Origin of the sequence: Massilia rubra (assembly GCF_011682065.1) — a bacterium.
Taxonomy (GTDB): Bacteria; Pseudomonadota; Gammaproteobacteria; order Burkholderiales; family Burkholderiaceae_D; genus Telluria_A; species Telluria_A rubra.
In genome coordinates, this window is record NZ_VUYU01000010.1 from 1 (window position 1) to 16,861 (window position 16,861).

Below are 16,861 nucleotides of genomic sequence, written 5' to 3' on the forward strand. Positions count from 1 at the left end.
CCGGCCCCCCCCAAAAATTCGGCCCACGCGGGCATCTACGGGCCGCCCGCGGGGGGCCCCCCCCCGCGCGGGGGCCCCCCCCGCCGGGGGGGGGGGGGCCCCGTCCGGCCCCCCCCCACGTTTCTTACTTGGCCTCGACTTGCGTGGGCAGCAGGGACGGGTCGCCGAAGATCTGGCGGTAGGCGGCAAAGATCGCGCATTGCAGCAGCAGCATGAACTGCAGCATCAGCCAGAGGATGGCAATCTGCCCGCCCTTGCTGTTGCCCAGCACCATCCCCACCAGCAGCGAGGCGCCGAAGAACATGGCGACCCACGCCATGAGCATCAGCACGAACGGGCGGATCGCCCCGAACAGACCGAACACGCTGTAAAAGGTCGCCTTGCCCGGTTTCATGTGCTGCCAGTAAGCCAGCGGCGGCGCAAAACACATCAGCAGCAGCGCCAGCCCTTGCAGCAGGCCGGCCAGCAACACCACCTGCATGTCGGCCGGGCTGATCTTGATGGCGCCGCGTTCGGCCAGCGGCACGCTCATCTGCTTGATGAAGTCGGGCGAGATCATGAAGGCCGGAATCAAGCCGAGCACGATCGAGATCAACAGGTAAATCAGGCCCAGCTTGCACAGGCGGGTCAGGGCCGGCTGGCGAAAACCGGTCAGCAGCACGCCGGGCGTGACCGACTGGTCTTGCCCGATCAGGTTACAGGCCTGCATGATCGCCATGCCGAACGAGGGAAGCAGCACCATCGTCAGGATTTGCCCCAGCACCGGAATGGTGGCCAGGGTCAGGCTCATCAGGAGAATCGCGAACAGCAGCATCGTGAGGATGGCTGGCTGCTTGCGGAACAGGGCAAAGCCCTGCTTGATCCAGTGCCATCCGGTGATGGCGGGAAGGCGGCTCATGCGAACAATCCTGGAGCGGGGGTGGCGATGCGTTCGCGCAGGATACGCTCGAAATGGGTCGGGTCGTGCGGCGTGAGCATTTCGGCTTCGCGCGGCAGGTACAGGTCGTACAGGCGCGAGAGCCAGAAGCGCAGTGCGGCGGCGCGCAGCATCGGCTGCCAGGCGGCTTGCTCGTCGGCCGTGAACGGGCGCACCGCGTGGTAGGCATCGAGCAGGGCGCGCACGCGGGCCGCGTCGAGCACGCCGGTGTCGACGTCGATGCACCAGTCGTTGACGGTGACGGCCACGTCGAACAGCCAGGTGTCGCAGCCGGCGAAATAGAAATCGAAGAAACCGGTCAGGCGCTCGCCAATGAACATCACGTTATTGCGGAACAAGTCGGCATGGACCGGGCCGCGCCCGAGGCGATGGTAATGGTCGCAGGCCGCGAACGCGCTCTGGAAATGCATCTCGGCGCGCAGCAGATGGGCGTTATGCTCGTCGAGGAAGGGCAGCACCAGCGGCGTGGTCTCGTTCCACCAGTCCAGCCCGCGCAGGTTCGGCTGCTGCAGCGCAAAGTCGCGTCCGGCCAGGTGCATCTTCGCCAGCATGGTCCCGACGGCGGCGCAGTGGACCGGTTGCGGCGCCATTTGCGAGCTGCCTTCGAGTTTGCTGACGATGGCGGCCGGCTTGCCGTGCAGCGGCACCACCAGCTCGCCCGCCTGGTCCGGCACCGGAGCGGGGACCAGCACGCCGCGCTCGGCCAGATGGCGCATCAGCTGAAGATAAAACGGCAGCTGCGCGAATGTCAGGTTCTCGAAAATCGTCAGCACGTACTCGCCGCGCTCCGTATCGATGAAAAAATTACTGTTTTCGATGCCGGAACTGATCCCTTTGATGGCGATAGCGTTTCCCAGAGGAAACTTCTTCAACAACAAAGTCAGGTCATCCAGGGTGACCGCGGTAAAAACTGCCATGTGAAAGCGAAGGGTAAGGTAAGTCGATCGATATCGTTACCCGCGCGCCGGGGAAGGGCGCGGGCCGATGGGGGGGATTACTTGATTGGCGCCGGTGGTGGCGCCGGTGCGGCTTCGGTCGCGGCGGCGGCTTCGCTGGCGGCCTTTTTCTTCTTGTTCAGGTCGAATTCACCGACTTGCCATTGGGGGCCGCGCAGGGCTGAGCCGTTGGCATCCATGCCCGAACTGCCGGCGGCCGGATTGGTGCCCTTCATCGTATAGCTGCTCTTGCCGGATTTAACTTTCACTTCCGTGGTGCGGCCGTTTTCGCGTTTCTCGCTGATTTTCGGCTCGTTGGCGCGCGGCGCCACGATCGCGGGCGCCATGTTGCCATCGTCGAGGCGTTCGAGCTTGGGCGGGGCGTCGCTCGGCTTCGATTGCTGGGCGCCGGCCAGGCTTGCCGAAGCGAGCAGGCACAGGGCCAGGAGATTGCGGAAAGTGGAAGTGCGCAGCATGATAGGGTCGCCTTTTGATCGTGTAGTCCATTGTAACAAACCCCCGCCCCGCCTGTGGAAACACATCGCACAAGCTCCCCGCACTCCTGCACGCGCCATCCTCCCCCTCCAACCGGGGTCTGACCTCTGATTAGCAACAAAACCGCCGAACCGATCACCGGGGTCAGAGCTTTAATTAGCAACACCACGGCTGTAAGCAGTAATGTCGGTTCAAAACTGCGTACAAGCTGCACTTAAGCAAGCAATTGCCGCCCAAAGGTGCCGGACATGGGACAAATCCAGTTCATGCCACGCCATATGTTGCAAGTTAAAGCTCTGACCCCGGTTCCGGGGGGAAACGTTGCTAGTCAGAGGTCAGACCCCGGTTCGGGCTTCGGGGCGGGCGCGCTTTCTGCGATAATGACCGGTACGCTGCCGCGCCCTTTTTTGTCCCGGCTCAACCTCATTTTTGGCACTATGCAAAATACCCTGCTGTTAGTCGACGGTTCCAGTTATCTGTACCGTGCTTTTCATGCCCTGCCCGATCTGCGCAGCCCGGATGGCCATCCCACCGGCGCCATGCATGGCATGGTCAATATGTTGCGCCGCCTGCGCCAGGATTATCCGGCCGCGTTTATCGCTTGCGTGTTCGATGCCAAGGGCAAGACCTTCCGCGATGATATGTATCCGGAATATAAGGCCACGCGCGCGTCCATGCCGGATGACCTGCGCCTTCAAATCGAGCCGATCCACGAAGTGGTGCGCCACATGGGCTGGCCGATCCTGATGGTCGACGGCGTCGAGGCCGACGATGTGATCGGCACCTTGTCGGTCCAGGCTTCCAGGCTGGGCATGAATACCGTGGTCTCCACCGGCGACAAGGACCTGGCGCAGCTGGTCAACGACAAGGTCATGCTGATCAACACGATGAGCAACGAGAAGCTCGACGAGGCCGGCGTGCTGGCCAAGTTCGGCGTGCCGCCCAACCGCATCATCGATTACCTGACCCTGATCGGCGATACCGTCGACAATATCCCCGGCGTGGCCAAGTGCGGCCCGAAGACCGCCCTCAAGTGGCTGGCGCTGCACGACAGCCTCGATGGGGTGATCGCCAACGCGGCCTCCATCGGCGGCGCGGTCGGCGAGAACCTGCGCCAGGCGCTCCCGTGGCTGCCACAGGGCCGCGCCCTGATCACCGTCAAGACCGATTGCGACCTGGCCGGACACATGGTCTCGATCGCCGACACCCTGGTGGCGCAGCCGGAAAACAAGGAGGGCCTGAAGGCCTTCTTCGAGCGCTATGGCTTCAAGACCCTGCTGCGCGAAGTGGTCCAGCGCGACGACGAGGGCGCCCCGCGCGCGCTGCTCAATTCCCCGGAGGGCGACTTGTTCCCGGGCGCGCTGGTGCCGGTCATGCGCGGCGAGTACGAAACGGTGGTCACCGAGGCCGACCTGGAACGCTGGCTGGCCCTGGTCGATGCCGCCGAGCTGACTTCGGTCGATACCGAAACCACCTCGCTCGACCCGCTGACGGCGCAGATGGTCGGCATTTCGCTGTCGGTCGAAGCGGGCAAGGGCGCCTACATCCCGCTGGCGCACCGCTACGCCGGCGTGCCCGAACAACTCGATCGCGAGGCGGTCCTGGCGCGCATGAAGGCATGGCTGGAAGACCCGTCCAAGCCCAAGGTCGGCCAGAACCTCAAGTACGACAGCCATATTTTCGCCAACCATGGCGTGACCCTGCGCGGCATCGTGCACGACACCTTGCTCGAGTCGTATGTGTTCGAGTCGCACAAGCCGCACGACATGGACAGCATGGCCCTGCGCCACCTGGGCTACACCACGATTCCGTTTGTCGATGTATGCGGCAAGGGCGCCGGCCAGATCTGCTTCGACCAGGTGGAACTGGGCCGCGCGACCGAATACGCGGCCGAGGATTCCGACATCACCCTGCGCCTGCACCAGGCCATGAAGGGCCATGTCGAGAGCGACGAAAAGCTCAATTTCATTTATCGCCAGATCGAGCTGCCTACCTCCGTGGTGCTGCACAAGATCGAGCGCAACGGGGTGCTGATCGACGCCGAGCTACTCAATGTGCAGTCGGGTGAACTCGGTGCGCGCATCATGGAGCTCGAACAAAAGGCGTACGAACTGGCCGGCGGCCCGTTCAACCTCGGTTCGCCCAAGCAGATCGGCGAGATCTTCTTCGGTAAACTCCAGCTGCCGGTGATCAAAAAGACCCCGAGCGGGGCGCCGTCGACCGACGAGGAGGTGCTGCAAAAGCTGGCCGAGGATTTCCCGCTGCCGAAAATCCTGCTCGAATACCGCGGCATGTCGAAACTCAAGTCGACCTACACCGACAAGCTGCCCAAGATGGTCAACCGCGAGACCGGCCGCGTGCACACCAACTACGCGCAGGCCGTCGCCGTGACCGGGCGCCTGTCGTCGAACGAGCCGAATCTGCAGAACATCCCGATCCGCACGGCCGAAGGGCGCCGCATCCGCGAAGCCTTTATCGCCGGTCCCGGCAACGTGATCGTCTCGGCCGACTATTCGCAGATCGAACTGCGCATCATGGCCCATATTTCGGAAGACGCGGCCATGCTGCGCGCCTTTGCCGAGGGCGAGGATATCCACCGCGCCACCGCCGCCGAGATCTTCGGCGTGGCGCCGGCCGAGGTGCAGGGCGAGCAGCGCCGCTACGCCAAGGTGATCAACTTCGGCCTGATCTACGGCATGAGCGCCTTCGGGCTGGCCGCCAACCTGGGCATCGAACGCTCGGCGGCGCAAAACTATATCGACAAGTACTTCGCGCGCTTTTCGGGCGTGCGCCAGTACATGGAAGACACGCGCATGCAGGCCAAGGCGCGCGGGTATGTCGAAACCGTGTTCGGCCGGCGCCTGTGGCTGCCCGAGATTAATTCCCCGAACGGCCCGCGCCGCCAGGGCGCGGAACGGGCCGCGATCAACGCGCCGATGCAGGGCACCGCGGCCGACCTGATCAAGCTGGCCATGATCGCGGTGCAGGACTGGCTCGAGGCCGACGCTCTGGGCACGCGCATGATCATGCAGGTGCACGATGAACTCGTGCTCGAAGTGCCGCAGGCGGAACTGGCATTGGTCAAGTCCAGGCTGCCGCAGTTGATGGCGGGCGTGGCGGCCCTGAAAGTGCCCCTGTTGGCTGAGGTGGGTATCGGTAAAAACTGGGATGAAGCGCACTAACTATTAAATAATGACCTACCTACTGAAAGAGGGAACGATGAAGAGCACATTTATCCGCCTTGGCACGGCAAGCACCGTAGTGGCCGCCATGGCCCTGACAGCCTGCGGCGGCGGCGGCGGCAACCCCGGCGCCAACGGCTCCACCACCCCCGGCACCACTCCGCCGACGCTCGGCGGCACCGCCGGCACGCTCAACATTGCGCTGACCGATGCCCCGGCCTGCGGCTTCGACGCCGTCAACGTCACCGTCAAGAAGGTGCGCGTCCACCAGAGCGCGACCGCGGCCGATGCCGATCCCGGCTGGTCCGAGGTGGTGCTGGCGCCGGCGCGCAAGATCAATCTGCTCAACCTGGTCAATGGCGTGCTCGATCCGCTCGGTTCGGTCAGCGTGCCCGCCGGGCGTTACACCCAGGTGCGCCTGATGCTCGATCCGAATACCGGCAACGGCTTCGCCAACAGCGTCACGCCGACCGCGACCAAGGTTGAAACAACCCTGGAAACCCCGGCGGCGGTGCAGGCCGGCGTCAAGATCGCCAGCGACTTCGAAGTCGTGGCGGGCCAGCCGTACAACCTGGTGCTCGATTTCGACGCCTGCCGTTCGGTCGTCAACAAGGCGGGCGGCGGTTATCTGCTGACGCCGTCCGTGAGCGCCATGGCGGCCGCGGGCAGCGGCGTCAGTGGTTACGTCAGCACCTTGTTCTCGGCCAGCGGCGTGGTGGTGAGCGCCCAGCAAAACGGCAGGGTGGTCGGCAGCACCTCGGTCAATCCATCCACCGGCGCGTTCGCGATCAGCCGCCTGAATCCGGGCGCCTATGATGTCGTGGTCGTCGCTTCCGGCCGCGCCGCAGCCGTGATCGGCAATGTGAGCGTGCCCGGCGGCGCCAGCAATATCGTCCTCGGCACGGTGGCCTCGCCGATCACCATGCCGGCCAGCCTGACACGCTCGATCAGCGGCACGGTCAGCATGCTGCCGCTCGCGCCGACCGTCAGGCCGTATGTGAGCGCCTTGCAGACGGTGATCAGCGGCAAGACCGTGGCGATCCAGGCGGTGGATGCGGCCGCCGGCACCGGCGCGTACGCGATCGGATCGTTGCCGGTCGGCGCGCCGCAGTACGCCACCTACAGCGCTACCGCGCCGCTGGTGTTCAGCAGCGCTGTGCCGACTCAGGGCGTGGGCAACTATCGCGTCGATGCGGTCGCCGCCGGCTACAGCGTCAAATCGGTGGCGTCGGTGAATGTCTTGACCGGCGACCAGGCCAATATCAATCTGCAACTGACGCCGTAACATTCCCGTAAGGTAAGGCCTTGCGCCGGGTTTGCCGCCCGGCGCAAGGCGGCGCCATTGGCGCCGAACTGGGCGGCAGACGCTGCGGAGCGGTACAATGCCCGGCTTGCGATCGTCGCAAGTGTCGTTCAAGAGGCTTCCAAATCGATTCGACCCTCATTTCCATCCTGCTGGCAACGACCATCGGGGGTGTGCTCAGCATTTCCGCCGCCGCGGTGTTTTCGTTCGCCTTGCTCTCGAAGATGGTCGAGCGCATGGTCAGCCTGTCGGTCGGGATCATGCTGTCGACCTCGCTCCTGCATGCCTTGCCGGAAGCGTTCGAGTCGGGCGCCGATCCGCGCCGCCTGTTCGCCACCTTGCTGGCCGGCTTGCTGGCATTTTTCATGCTGGAAAAGTTCGCCATCCTGCGCCATTCGCACCATCACGAAGGCGATGGTCACCACCATGCCCACGGGCACGACAAGCGCGAGGCGGGCAAGGCCGGCTGGATGATCCTGCTGGGCGATGGCATGCACAATTTTACCGACGGCATCCTGATCGCCGCCGCCTTCCTGGCCAATCCGGAACTGGGCATCGTGACCGGGCTGGCCATCATCGCCCATGAAATCCCGCAGGAAATCGGCGATTTCATCGTCTTGCTCAATGCCGGCTTTTCGCGCACCCGCGCCTATCTGTTCAACTTGCTGTGCAGTCTCATGGCCGTGGCCGGCGGCTTGCTCGGCTATTTCACCCTGGACCGCGCCAGCGGACTGATTCCTTACGTGCTGGTGTTCGCCTCCTCGGGCTTCCTGTACATTGCCGTGAGCGATTTAATGCCGCAGATGCAAAGACGAGCCACCGTGCGCGAATCCATTCCGCAAGTGTTGTTGATCGGCGTGGGCGTGCTGATCGTCTTGTTTCTCACCAACGGACGATAAACTTCGCAGCGGCATTTTCTTGCCGCTGGCAATGGAGTTTATTCCGCTCCGGATATCAAATTTCTTCCTGTTATTCACTTCGGGCGGCAATGCGCAGCGCATTTAGTCCCTGTCAATCCGGCGCTATTGTTTAGCTCGCCAGTCTCCTTATACTAAGCCCTGAAGCAGTAATCCGGTGAAGCGAGACCACCTTTTGCCTCGTAGCTAGTTTAGGAGGATATATGGCTGAAATCGTCCTGTTTGAACATGCCAATTATCACGGTGCTCATAAACATTTGTTCACTTCAGAAACCAATCTGAATGCACCCGATGATAACTTTTTCAACGACAAGACTTCATCGTTTGTCATCTTGTCGGGCCGCTGGCAGTTCTATCGCGACGCCAATTTCCAGGGGCCGGCGTCGCAGGTATTCGGACCGGGCCTGTATAACTGGACCGAAGCGGTGAATATTCCGAACGATTCCATTTCGTCGGTCCGGCTGGTGTAAGCCTGACATTCGTTGGCGACGAGCGCAGTGGCGCGTATCGGCTGCGCTTGCCGCCTGTTATCTAGTAAGGAGGATATATGGCTGAAGTCGTGTTATATCAACATATTGATTTTCGCGGTCGCGAAAAACATTTGTACGGGTCGGAGTCGAATCTGAATGCGCCGAATGACAATTTCTTTAACGATAAAGTGTCGTCCTTCGTCGTGGTATCCGGCCGCTGGAAATTTTATCGCGACAGCAATTATCGCGGGCCGGCATCGCGCATATTCGGACCGGGCCGCTATTCTTGGGTTGAAGCGGTGGATATTCCCAACGATTCCATCTCGTCGGTGCGACTGATGTCGGCCTGATTCACGGCCGTCGTCAAAACGACAAGCGCAGTACTGAATAATTCCAAGCGCTTGTCATCAAGCTGTCATACAGGTATGCCAGGCTGTGCTCATACAATAACAACAAAGGAGAACGAGAACATGCTCAGTACCGTCACCAGCCACATCAACACTTTCCGCGCCGCGCGGGTCGCGCACCAGTCGCCGTACCGGGCCCAGATGGCCGACCTTCCGGCCACGCTCTACCCCTTCTGGAAGCGCACGGCGCAACACGAATTCACAGGCATCCCACAGGATGCCTTTTTTTTCGCCCGCGCCGCCGAAGGCTTGATGGCGTTTTTCGACTGCGTGCGCGACGCCAGCCTGCCGTGCGGCTTGCCCTCGATGGCGGCCGACTCGGTGTGGCACGCCTGGATGCGCCTCTCGCCGACCGGTTTGAACGCGTTCTGCCGCAAGCACTTTGGGCGCGTCATCCCGCACGTGGAAGCGCCCGAAATGAGCGGCGGCATGGGGCGCGCGCTGGCGGCCTGCCTGGTGCGGGCGCGCCGCATCGAGCGCATGCCGGTGGCCGGCCCCAACCTGCCGCGCCTGTTCGCGCTGGACCGCGTGCTGGCCATGCCGGGCGGCTGCGGCTACCTGCTGTTCAACGGCGAGGTGGCCTCGGTCGCCCTCGACGCGCGCGGGCGCGCGGCGGCCGTGCCGGCATATGCGGAGAGCTTGCGGCCGGCGCAGTTGCTGGCGGCCGGCCTGGTGAGCGAGGATGAATACCGGCGCCACGCGCGCCAGCGCAGCGCGCTTGGGGACAATGGCCCCGGCAACAGCGATGCGGACTGCGGCGCAGCAGCGTGCGACGGCGCGGGCGACGCCGGTTGCGGCGGTGGCTGCGGCGGCGACTGAGGCTGGGTCAGGCGCGCCGGACTGGATTTACGTTCCGGTGGCAATCGGCCGTGCCGGATCGGCGCACCACTCGCTCCACGATCCCGGATACAGCGCGGCGCCGGGCAAGCCCGCCACTTCCAGCGCCAGCAGGTTGTGGCAGGCCGTCACGCCCGAGCCGCACTGCATGATGGCGTTGTGCGGATCGCCCACCAGCGGCGCCAGTTCGGCCTTCAGTTGGGCCGCATCCTTGAAGCGTCCGTCCGGCCCCAGGTTATCCTTGAAGAAGTGATTCTTCGCTCCCGGAATATGCCCGCCCACCGGATCGATGGTTTCGTTCTCGCCGCGGAAGCGGTCGGCCGCGCGCGCATCGAGCACCACGCGTTGGCCGGTCTTGACATTATCGAGCACGTCGGCCGCCGATACGGTGGCGACCAGCGGCGCGCCTTCGGTGAGGCTGCCGGTTTTCGGCGCCGGGGCCTCGGTCGACAGCGCCAGGCCCGCCGCCTGCCAGGCCGCCATGCCGCCGTCGAGCACCGCCACCGCCGGATGGCCGATCCAGCGCAGCATCCACCACAGGCGCGCGGCGAACATGCCGCCGTGCGCGTCGTAGGCGATGACCTGGGTGTCGTCGTCGATGCCCCAGCTGCGCAGGGTGGCGACCAAGTCGGCCCGCACCGGCAGCGGGTGGCGCCCGCGAAACACGCCGTCCGCGCCGCGCCTGGCGCCCGACAGCTCGGTTTCGATATCGGCGAACAGCGCGTGCGGCAGGTGGCCGGCAGCGTAGGCTTCACGGCCGGCGGACAGGTTCATCAGGTCATGGCGGCAGTCGACCATGACCCACGCCGGGTTGTCGATATGGCCGGCCAGGTCGGCTGCGGAAATGAGTGTCGTGTACATGGGCGTCCTTAGAGTTCGCTTGCGATGGGATCGGTCTTGCTGACGGCGGCGCCGCGCGGCGTGCTTCGGGTATTGTAAAACGTCGCGGCGATGCCCGACACAAGAATTACCGCCATCCCCAGCCACACGGTCCAGGTAAATTTATCGCCCCACAGCAACATGCCCCACAGGCTGGAAAACACGATGCCGGTGTACTGCAGGTTGGCCACCACCAGCACCTTGCCGATGCGGTAGGCGCGCGTCATGGCGATCTGCGCGAACAGGGCCGACACGCCGATGGCCAGCAGCAGGGCGGCGCTGTGCAGGCTATGCGCGGTAAATAGCGGCACGGCGGCGCCGCGCCCTTCCAGCAGGGTGCCGGCCAGGCCGGCGGAAGCCGTCATCGCGGAAAAATAGAACACCACGCGAAACTCCGGCTCGCCCAGCTGGCCCAGGCGCCGCACCTGCATGTAGGCCATCGCCGACATCACGCTCGAGAGCAGGCCGACCACGCCGCCGAGCCACTGGTTGCTGGCGATCGCCGGTTGCAGCACCAGGGTCACGCCCACGAAGCTCATGATCACGGCCAGGACCAGCGGCCACTCCACATGGTCCTTGGCACGCCACCAGCCGGCGCAGAACAGGAATGCGGCGATCCAGATCGGCGCCATGTAGTTGAGGGTGACGGCGGTGGCCAGCGGCAGTTTGCCGATCGCGAAAAACCACATCCACAGCGACACCACGCCGACAAAGCTGCGCCACAGATGGTCCTTGATGAACACCGTGCGCAGGCTCAAGCCCTGGTGTTTGACCATGATCAGCAACATGACGGTGCCGATCAGGCCACGGTACATGACGATTTCGGAGGTCGAATACGTGCTTGACGCCAGTTTCACGGCCGCGCCCATGGCGGCGAAGGCGAAGCTGGCAAATAACATCCACAGCGCTGCTGCCATCGGTTCTTTCTTACGTATCGGCGCGGGCCGCGGCGGCGCGCTTTTCGGTGACGGTATTATAAAAAGTGGCGGCCAGGCTGGAGGCGAGGATCAGCACCATGCCAAGCCAGACATGCCAGTCGAAGACGTCGTGCCAGATCAGGATGCCCCAGACGCTGGAAAACACGATGCCGGTGTACTGCAGGTTGGCCACCACCAGCACCTTGCCGGTGCGCCAGGCGCGCGTGAGCGCCATCTGGGCGAATACGCCCGAGGCGCCGATGAACAGCAGCAGGGCCGCCCCGCGCGGCGAATGCGCATGCCAGGGTGCGCCGTCGGGCGAGCCGCCCGGCAGCAGGCTGCCCGCCACGCCGGCGGCGATATTCACGGCCAAGAAGTAGAAGACGACCCGGTATTCCGGTTCGCCGGCGCGGCTCAGGCGCCGCACCATGGTGTAGGCGATGGCGGCCAGCATGCCGGAGACAAGCGCCATCAGCGCGCCGAACCACTGCTGCGCTTCGAAGGCCGGGCGCAGGGCCAGCATCACGCCGCCGAAACTGACCGCGATGGCCGCCAGCAGGGGCAGGGCGATGCGCTCCTTGCCCTGCCACCAGGCCAAGCCGATCATGGCCACGGCGGTCCAGATGGGCGACATGTAATTGAGGGTGACGGCGGTGGCCAGCGGCAGCTTGGTGGCGGCGTAAAACCACATCCACAGCGACACCACCCCGATCGCGCCGCGCCACAGATGGCCGCCTAAGTGCTCGGTGCGCAGCTTGCCGCCCTGGTGGCGGATGAAAAAATACAGGAGGATGATGCCGACCAGGCCGCGGTAGAACACGATTTCGGCCACCGAATACTCGTTCGAAGCGAGTTTGACGGCCGCGCCCATGAGCGAGAACAAAAAGCTCGCAAGCAGGATCCAGAGCGCGGCCACGAAGTCGGCGCCCTACAGCGCCAGGTTACTGCGGTACCACTCGTGGAAGTGCTGCATGCCGTCTTCCATCGGTGACTGGTAGGGGCCGACTTCGTTGACGCCGCGCGCGAGCAGGATGCGGCGCCCGGCATCCATGCGCATGGCGATTTCGTCGTCCTCGATGCAGGTCTCGAAGTAGGCGGCGCGTTCGGCCTCGATGAAGTCGCGCTCGAACAGCACGATCTCTTCGGGGTAGTAGAACTCGACCACGTTGCGCGTCTTTTGCGGGCCGTCCGGCCACAGGGTCGAGACGATCAGCACGTGCGGATACCACTCGACCATGATGTTCGGGTACAGCGTGAACCAGATCGCGCCTTTATCGGGCGGCACGCCGCCACGAAACTTGAGCACCTGTTCCTGCCAGCGCTGGTAGATGGGCGAGCCGGCCTTGCCCAGGCCACGGTTCACGCCCACCGTCTGCACGCTGTAATCGCGCCCGAACTCCCAGCGCAGGTCGTCGCAGCTGACAAAGCCGCCCAGGCCCGCGTGAAACGGCTCGACGTGGTAATCCTCCAGGTAGACTTCGATGAACGTCTTCCAGTTGTAATTACAGGTCTGCACCTCGACATGGTCGAACATATAGCCCGAAAAATCGAAATCACCGGCCACCGACAAGCCCTTGAGCTGGTCCATGACGTTGTAGCCGTTCTGCTCGAACAGCAGCCCGTTCCACTCCTGCAGAGCGGTCTTGGACAGGTTCAGGCACGGCGTTTCCGGAAAGTGCGGCGCACCGATCAGCTCACCCTTGAGATCGTAAGTCCAGCGATGCAGCGGGCAGACGATATTGTTCGCGTTGCCGCGTCCGTTGAACATCAGCGCCTGGCGATGGCGGCACACGTTCGACAGGACCTCGATCCCGTTTCCGTTGCGCACCAGCATGCGGCCCTCATTCTCGGAAGCGAGCGTGGCAAAGTCGCCCGTTTCGGGCACCATCAGCGTATGGCCGACATAGCGCGGGCCATGCTGGAACAATTGCTGCATTTCGCGCTGTAACAGCGCTTCATCAAAGTAAGCATCTACCGGAAGCTGCGCGCATGAGCGCGCCAGCTTGGCGTGGGTAGCCAGATCGGACATCCCAACCCCCCTTTTATATGTGCATCAGCTAAAGAAGAGAAAGAATCCAAAGACCAGTATTTTTAGCGACGGAATACGGTATTTCGGACAGAACCGGCGATTATAGCGCGGAACAAGCTCTGCCGTCTCGGTCCGGCGCGCGAATGTGGTGTGGAGGGAAGTAAATGTTGAGGGAAAAACATGGTTTTCATCGATACAGCCTCAATACGATAAAATGCCATATCGCCACCCGTTAGGATGGATTGTTCTAGAATAAGCGATTAGACTGGCGCGCCGCGCACAAGTTGCATGCCGCGGACTCACATAAAGTAACTATGGCAAAGAAATTATCAGTGGAACCCGCAGCGGCGCCGGAATCGTTCGAACAGGCCATGGCCGAACTGGCCCAGCTGGTGAGCCAGATGGAAGCCGGCCAGTTGCCGCTGGAGGCCTCGGTGGCGGCGTACGCGCGCGGCTCGGAGCTGGTGCGCTACTGCGCCGCCCAGCTCGAAAAAGTCGAGTCCCAGGTCAAGGTGCTCGAGGGCGACATGCTCAAGCCTTTCGCGGCCGATGGCGCCGGCGAGGGCATGCAATGAGCGGCCCTTTCGACGACTGGATGAAAACCGTGCAGGCCAGGGCCGAAGAGGCGCTGGACGCCTTGCTGCCGCCGGCCGACCTGGTTCCGCACAAGCTGCATGAAGCGATGCGCTACACGGTGCTCGGCGGCGGCAAGCGGGTGCGCCCGCTGCTGGTGTTTGCCAGCGGCGCGCTGTTCGGAGCCGATGCGCAGGCACTGGCGCGCGCCGCCGCGGCGGTCGAAATGATCCACGCTTACTCGCTGGTGCACGACGACATGCCGTGCATGGACGACGACGACCTGCGCCGGGGCAAACCGACCGTGCACGTGGCCTACGACGAAGCGACCGCGCTGCTGGTCGGCGACGCCTTGCAGTCGCAAGCGTTCCTGGTGCTGGCCGAAGGCATGGACATTCCGGCCGCGCGCCAGGTCGCGATGCTGCGCCTGCTCGCGCACGCGGCCGGGTCGGGCGGCATGTGCGGCGGCCAGGCGATTGACCTCGACAGCGTCGGCATCAGCCTCACCCTGGAACAGCTCGAACAGATGCACCAGCTCAAAACCGGCGCCTTGCTGCGCGCCTCGGTGGTGCTGGGCGCGCTGGCCGGCGCCGATGTCGGTCCCGACCAGATGCGCGCGCTCGACGCCTACGCCAGGGCGATCGGGCTGGCCTTCCAGGTGGTCGACGACGTGCTCGATGCGACCGCCGATTCGGCCACCCTCGGCAAGACCGCGGGCAAGGACGCGGCGGCCAACAAGCCGACCTATGTATCGATTTTGGGCCTGGAACCATCCAGGGTCTTGGCAGAAAAATTGCGGAACGATGCGCATGACGCGCTCGCGACGTTTGGTGATAAAGCAGATCGGCTGCGCCAGTTGGCGGACCTGATCGTGCAGCGGAAAGCGTAAATGAACTTGCTAGAGACAATCAACGAACCGGCCGAACTGCGCAAGCTGGCGCGCGCCCAACTGACGCCGCTGGCGCACGAACTGCGTCACTTCCTGCTCGATTCGGTGTCCAAGACCGGCGGCCACCTCTCGTCCAACCTGGGCACGGTGGAGCTGACGATTGCGCTGCACTACGTGTTCAACACGCCGCACGACCGCATCGTGTGGGACGTGGGCCACCAGACTTACTCGCACAAGATCCTCACCGGCCGGCGCGAGCAGATGCACAGCCTGCGCCAGTTGAACGGCATTTCCGGCTTCCCGCGCCGCGACGAAAGCGAATACGACACCTTCGGCACGGCCCACTCGTCGACCTCGATTTCGGCCGCGCTGGGCATGGCGCAGGCGGCCAAGATCAAGGGCGAACACCGGCACGCGATCGCCGTCATCGGCGACGGCTCCATGACCGCCGGGATGGCCTTCGAGGCGCTCAATAACGCCGGCGTGCAGGAAGACATCAACCTGCTGGTGGTCCTGAACGATAACGACATGTCGATCTCGCCGCCGGTGGGCGCACTGAATCGCTACCTGGCGCGCCTGATGTCGGGCCAGTTCTACGCGGCCGCCAAGAACGTCGGCAAGTCGGTGCTGCCCGGTCCCGTGCTGGAACTGGCCAAGCGCTTCGAAGAACACGCCAAGGGCATGGTGGTTCCGGCCACGATGTTCGAGGAATTCGGGTTTAACTACATCGGCCCGATTGACGGCCACGACCTCGATTCGCTGATTCCGACCCTGGAAAACATCAAGAAGCTCAAGGGTCCGCAGTTCCTGCACGTGGTTACGCGCAAAGGGCAGGGCTACAAGCTGGCCGAAGCCGACCCGGTGCTGTACCACGGGCCGGGCAAGTTCAATCCGACCGAAGGCATTTTGCCCGCCAAGGCCGGCAAGACCACTTACACCGAAGTGTTCGGCAACTGGCTGTGCGACATGGCCGCTGCGGATAAGCGCCTGGTCGGCATCACGCCGGCCATGCGCGAAGGCTCGGGCATGGTGCGCTTCGAAGAGCTGTTCCCGGACCGCTACTTCGACGTCGGCATCGCCGAACAGCACTCGGTGACCTTTGCCGGCGGCCTGGCGACCGAAGGCCTCAAGCCGGTGGTGGCGATCTACTCGACCTTCTTGCAGCGCGCCTACGATCAGCTGATCCACGACGTGGCGCTGCAAAACCTGGACGTGCTGTTCGCGCTCGACCGCGCTGGCCTGGTGGGCGCCGATGGCGCCACCCACGCCGGCAACTACGACGTGTCCTACCTGCGCTGCATTCCGAACATGGTGGTCATGGCCGCCTCGGACGAAAACGAATGCCGCCAGATGCTCAGCACCGGCTACCAGTACAAGGGCCCGGCGGCGGTGCGTTATCCGCGTGGCGCCGGCATCGGCGCGGTGATCGAAAAAGAGCTGACCACGCTCCCGATCGGCAAGGGCGAAATCAAACGCAGCGGCAGCAGCGTGGCGATCCTGGCGTTCGGCTCGATGGTGGCGCGCAGCGTGGTGGCCGGCGAAGAGTTGAATGCGACGGTGGCCAATATGCGCTTCATCAAGCCGCTCGACGTGGAACTGGTCAAGCAGCTGGCGCAGGATCACGACTATCTGGTGACGGTGGAAGAGGGCGCGATCATGGGCGGCGCCGGTTCAGCCGTGGCCGAAGCGCTGGCGGAGCTTGGCATCCAAAAGCCGCTGCTGATCCTCGGTTTGCCCGATAAATTCATCGACCATGGCGACCCGGCGGCCTTGCTGGCCAGCGTGGGACTCGACGCCAAGGGCATCGCCGCGTCGATCCGCCAGCGCTTCGGCGCCGCCGAGCCTCGCCTGGTGGTCAATAACACCTGAGTGTTGTCCTTTCCGCCAGTGGCGGAAAGGACTTCGCGTACTTCAAGTTAGAGCCTATCTCAGTAGATCGGGGGAAGCTGATGGCGACATGCGCGTAGGCGATGCATGGAAAGAGAGGGCAAGGCGCGAGGAGGCCGCATGGCTAGCCATGCAACGACGAGGGTATTCCGAAGGAATACCGAGGCGGCACTCGCTTGCCAGGCGCGCCAGCAGCGACTCCGA

At 63.8% G+C, this 16,861-nt stretch carries 16 protein-coding genes; 9 read left to right on the forward strand and 7 right to left on the reverse strand.

Annotation, left to right across the window (positions count from 1 at the left end):
• Positions 1-124 precede the first annotated feature (124 nt).
• From F0185_RS16450 to F0185_RS16460, 3 genes are all read right to left on the reverse strand, one after another.
• A complete protein-coding gene (locus F0185_RS16450) occupies positions 125-898 on the reverse strand; it encodes a BPSS1780 family membrane protein (RefSeq protein ID WP_167226182.1) in 774 nt (257 codons plus the stop codon).
• Positions 895-1,854 carry a homoserine kinase gene (locus F0185_RS16455; RefSeq protein WP_167226184.1) on the reverse strand — a complete coding sequence of 320 codons (960 nt, stop codon included), beginning with the start codon at positions 1,852-1,854 and terminating at the stop codon, positions 895-897. Before F0185_RS16455 ends, F0185_RS16450 begins: the two co-directional genes overlap by 4 nt.
• Positions 1,855-1,931: 77 nt before the next feature.
• A complete protein-coding gene (locus tag F0185_RS16460) occupies positions 1,932-2,348 on the reverse strand; it encodes a hypothetical protein (RefSeq protein ID WP_187362563.1) in 417 nt (138 codons plus the stop codon).
• Positions 2,349-2,804: 456 nt separating this feature from the next.
• Here F0185_RS16460 and polA point away from each other — a divergent pair, with 456 nt between their 5' ends.
• The 6 genes from polA to F0185_RS16490 all read left to right on the forward strand — a co-directional run bounded on the left by polA (position 2,805) and on the right by F0185_RS16490 (position 9,465).
• Complete coding sequence (polA, locus tag F0185_RS16465; protein ID WP_167226186.1) at positions 2,805-5,549, forward strand: DNA polymerase I; 2,745 nt, start codon at positions 2,805-2,807, stop codon at positions 5,547-5,549.
• A 37-nt stretch (positions 5,550-5,586) separates the two neighbouring features.
• Positions 5,587-6,834, forward strand: a complete 1,248-nt coding sequence (locus F0185_RS16470; protein WP_167226188.1) for a DUF4382 domain-containing protein — start codon at positions 5,587-5,589, stop codon at positions 6,832-6,834.
• A gap of 167 nt (positions 6,835-7,001) precedes the next feature.
• Entirely contained in the window at positions 7,002-7,751 is a 750-nt protein-coding gene (locus F0185_RS16475; RefSeq protein ID WP_187362569.1) for a ZIP family metal transporter, read from the forward strand.
• Positions 7,752-7,972: 221 nt separating this feature from the next.
• Entirely contained in the window at positions 7,973-8,239 is a 267-nt protein-coding gene (locus tag F0185_RS16480) for a beta/gamma crystallin-related protein (RefSeq protein ID WP_167226190.1), read from the forward strand.
• 77 nt (positions 8,240-8,316) lie between these two features.
• Positions 8,317-8,589 carry a beta/gamma crystallin-related protein gene (locus tag F0185_RS16485; RefSeq protein WP_167226192.1) on the forward strand — a complete coding sequence of 91 codons (273 nt, stop codon included), beginning with the start codon at positions 8,317-8,319 and terminating at the stop codon, positions 8,587-8,589.
• Positions 8,590-8,709: 120 nt separating this feature from the next.
• Positions 8,710-9,465 carry a UCP032817 domain-containing protein gene (locus tag F0185_RS16490; RefSeq protein ID WP_167226194.1) on the forward strand — a complete coding sequence of 252 codons (756 nt, stop codon included), beginning with the start codon at positions 8,710-8,712 and terminating at the stop codon, positions 9,463-9,465.
• 27 nt (positions 9,466-9,492) lie between these two features.
• On the opposite strand, the gene F0185_RS16495 is transcribed toward F0185_RS16490, so the two are convergent.
• Genes F0185_RS16495 through F0185_RS16510 form a run of 4 tightly spaced genes read right to left on the reverse strand, consistent with a single transcriptional unit; the run spans position 9,493 to position 13,308 of the window.
• The gene (locus F0185_RS16495; RefSeq protein ID WP_167226196.1) at positions 9,493-10,344 is read right to left on the reverse strand and encodes a sulfurtransferase; all 852 of its coding nucleotides are present in this window, start codon (positions 10,342-10,344) and stop codon (positions 9,493-9,495) included.
• Between the two features lie 8 nt (positions 10,345-10,352).
• On the reverse strand, positions 10,353-11,279 hold the full coding sequence (locus F0185_RS16500) for a DMT family transporter (RefSeq protein WP_229477062.1): 927 nt from the start codon (positions 11,277-11,279) through the stop codon (positions 10,353-10,355).
• Between the two features lie 10 nt (positions 11,280-11,289).
• Complete coding sequence (locus F0185_RS35470) at positions 11,290-12,195, reverse strand: DMT family transporter (protein WP_167226198.1); 906 nt, start codon at positions 12,193-12,195, stop codon at positions 11,290-11,292.
• A gap of 12 nt (positions 12,196-12,207) precedes the next feature.
• Positions 12,208-13,308: an aromatic ring-hydroxylating oxygenase subunit alpha gene (locus tag F0185_RS16510; protein WP_167226200.1), complete on the reverse strand. Its 1,101-nt coding sequence runs from the start codon at positions 13,306-13,308 to the stop codon at positions 12,208-12,210.
• A gap of 314 nt (positions 13,309-13,622) precedes the next feature.
• Here F0185_RS16510 and F0185_RS16515 point away from each other — a divergent pair, with 314 nt between their 5' ends.
• The 3 genes from F0185_RS16515 to dxs are packed head-to-tail and all read left to right on the forward strand — an operon-like array spanning position 13,623 to position 16,639.
• Positions 13,623-13,883 carry an exodeoxyribonuclease VII small subunit gene (locus F0185_RS16515; RefSeq protein WP_166892634.1) on the forward strand — a complete coding sequence of 87 codons (261 nt, stop codon included), beginning with the start codon at positions 13,623-13,625 and terminating at the stop codon, positions 13,881-13,883.
• Positions 13,880-14,770 carry a polyprenyl synthetase family protein gene (locus F0185_RS16520; protein WP_167226201.1) on the forward strand — a complete coding sequence of 297 codons (891 nt, stop codon included), beginning with the start codon at positions 13,880-13,882 and terminating at the stop codon, positions 14,768-14,770. Before F0185_RS16515 ends, F0185_RS16520 begins: the two co-directional genes overlap by 4 nt.
• The gene (dxs, locus tag F0185_RS16525; protein WP_167226203.1) at positions 14,771-16,639 is read left to right on the forward strand and encodes a 1-deoxy-D-xylulose-5-phosphate synthase; all 1,869 of its coding nucleotides are present in this window, start codon (positions 14,771-14,773) and stop codon (positions 16,637-16,639) included. It begins immediately after the preceding gene.
• Positions 16,640-16,861 lie beyond the last annotated feature (222 nt).

Excerpts from the sequence above, each read along its gene's own strand:
- F0185_RS16450 (WP_167226182.1), bottom strand. The coding sequence starts at position 898 with ATGAGCCGCCTTCCCGCCATCACCGGATGGCACTGGATCAAGCAGGGC.
- F0185_RS16455 (WP_167226184.1), bottom strand. The coding sequence starts at position 1,854 with ATGGCAGTTTTTACCGCGGTCACCCTGGATGACCTGACTTTGTTGTTG.
- F0185_RS16460 (WP_187362563.1), bottom strand. The coding sequence starts at position 2,348 with ATGCTGCGCACTTCCACTTTCCGCAATCTCCTGGCCCTGTGCCTGCTC.
- polA (WP_167226186.1), top strand. The coding sequence starts at position 2,805 with ATGCAAAATACCCTGCTGTTAGTCGACGGTTCCAGTTATCTGTACCGT.
- F0185_RS16470 (WP_167226188.1), top strand. The coding sequence starts at position 5,587 with ATGAAGAGCACATTTATCCGCCTTGGCACGGCAAGCACCGTAGTGGCC.
- F0185_RS16480 (WP_167226190.1), top strand. The coding sequence starts at position 7,973 with ATGGCTGAAATCGTCCTGTTTGAACATGCCAATTATCACGGTGCTCAT.
- F0185_RS16485 (WP_167226192.1), top strand. The coding sequence starts at position 8,317 with ATGGCTGAAGTCGTGTTATATCAACATATTGATTTTCGCGGTCGCGAA.
- F0185_RS16490 (WP_167226194.1), top strand. The coding sequence starts at position 8,710 with ATGCTCAGTACCGTCACCAGCCACATCAACACTTTCCGCGCCGCGCGG.
- F0185_RS16495 (WP_167226196.1), bottom strand. The coding sequence starts at position 10,344 with ATGTACACGACACTCATTTCCGCAGCCGACCTGGCCGGCCATATCGAC.
- F0185_RS16500 (WP_229477062.1), bottom strand. The coding sequence starts at position 11,279 with ATGGCAGCAGCGCTGTGGATGTTATTTGCCAGCTTCGCCTTCGCCGCC.
- F0185_RS16510 (WP_167226200.1), bottom strand. The coding sequence starts at position 13,308 with ATGTCCGATCTGGCTACCCACGCCAAGCTGGCGCGCTCATGCGCGCAG.
- F0185_RS16515 (WP_166892634.1), top strand. The coding sequence starts at position 13,623 with ATGGCAAAGAAATTATCAGTGGAACCCGCAGCGGCGCCGGAATCGTTC.
- F0185_RS16520 (WP_167226201.1), top strand. The coding sequence starts at position 13,880 with ATGAGCGGCCCTTTCGACGACTGGATGAAAACCGTGCAGGCCAGGGCC.
- dxs (WP_167226203.1), top strand. The coding sequence starts at position 14,771 with ATGAACTTGCTAGAGACAATCAACGAACCGGCCGAACTGCGCAAGCTG.